The sequence below is a fragment of the Kitasatospora sp. NPDC007106 genome, from assembly GCF_040634455.1.
Classification (GTDB): domain Bacteria; phylum Actinomycetota; class Actinomycetes; order Streptomycetales; family Streptomycetaceae; genus Kitasatospora; species Kitasatospora arboriphila.
Genome location: NZ_JBEYFP010001354.1, coordinates 1 through 1,182 on the forward strand (window position 1 = coordinate 1; position 1,182 = coordinate 1,182).

The 1,182-nt window shown below is 77.1% G+C and carries 2 protein-coding genes; both read left to right on the forward strand.

Translation table 11 applies throughout. The features are described from left to right. Positions 1–288 precede the first annotated feature (288 nt). Positions 289–792: a DUF1203 domain-containing protein gene (locus ABZ641_RS38430; RefSeq protein ID WP_344628240.1), complete on the forward strand. Its 504-nt coding sequence runs from the start codon at positions 289–291 to the stop codon at positions 790–792. A 158-nt stretch (positions 793–950) separates the two neighbouring features. Beyond that, positions 951–1,139, forward strand: coding sequence for a hypothetical protein (locus tag ABZ641_RS38435; protein WP_359989309.1), 189 nt, complete (start codon positions 951–953; stop codon positions 1,137–1,139). The last annotated feature ends 43 nt before the right edge of the window (positions 1,140–1,182 follow it).

Consider the following 1,182-nt stretch of genomic DNA (forward strand, 5'->3'; position numbering starts at 1 on the left):
GGGGGCCGGCCCCCGCCTCGACGGCGACGACCAGCAGGTCCTGCGGTGTGGTGTCCATCGGTGGCCCAACGTCCGGCGGATCGGTGACTGCGGCGCATGGTGCAGTGCCTACTGCCAGTCTGCCTCCCCGGCCACCCACCGGGGGCCGATTTTCGGCGCCGGCGCCACACCCGGAGCCGCGTCCGGCACCGGGCCCGGCATCCCTCGCGCACGCTCGCCCGGGACGGCCGAAGGCGCCGTCGGATTCCCGCCAGCAACCCCCCGGCCCACCGCGCGATGCTGACGCACATGACCAGCACCTACCGACCGCAGCCCATCACCCCCGCCGCCCTGCAGCAGCTCCGCGTCCACGACGACGCGGGCCGCCCGACGACCCCCTACCCGGACGGCGAGGGCGGCGCCCCGCTCCGCTGCTGCCTGCGCCCGAGCGCCGTCGGCGACCGGATCGCCCTCGTCAGCTACGCCCCGCTGCGCCGCTGGGCGGCGGAGACGGGCGCCGAGCCCGGGGCGTACGACGAGCAGGGACCGGTCTTCATCCATGCCGAGGACTGCGGCGGTCCGGCCACGGACTCCACCGGCTACCCGTGGGCCCGCCCCGGCGCCCTGCGCGCCTTCCGCCGCTACGACGGCCGCGGGCACATCACGGGCGGTCGCCTGGTGGAGCTGACCGAGGACGCCGACGCCTGCTTCGACCGCGCCCTCGCCGAGGCGTTCGCCGACCCGGGAACCGCCCAGGTGCACGTCCGGGCGGTCGAGTACGGCTGCTACCACTTCCGCGTCGACAGGCCGTGAACGCCCGGACCGCCGCGGCGGTCCGGACGGCCGGCCGAGAAAGGCGCGCGACGCGATCGTCGTCGTCGGGCGGGCCACCGGCGCGAGATCGCGAACCGGTGGGATGCGCTGGGGAACGACGACCGAGGCGCCAGGAACGGCCGTCGTGGCGGCTTCCTGTGGGGCCCCTCCTCGTCCTCCAGCAGGCGGACGGCCGCCGCCCCGGTCCGTCCGCCGGCCGCCAGCCACCGGTCGCCGGGGAGCAGCGGCCGATGATGCACCTCGACGTCCAGGTCGGCGGGGCGGCCTCGGCCGTCGCCGGGACGGTCGCGCCGGGGGCCACCGTGGCCGGTCACCCGCCGCAGTAGGACGCCCGGATGCTGTTCGACCCCGCCGGGCATCCCTTCTGCC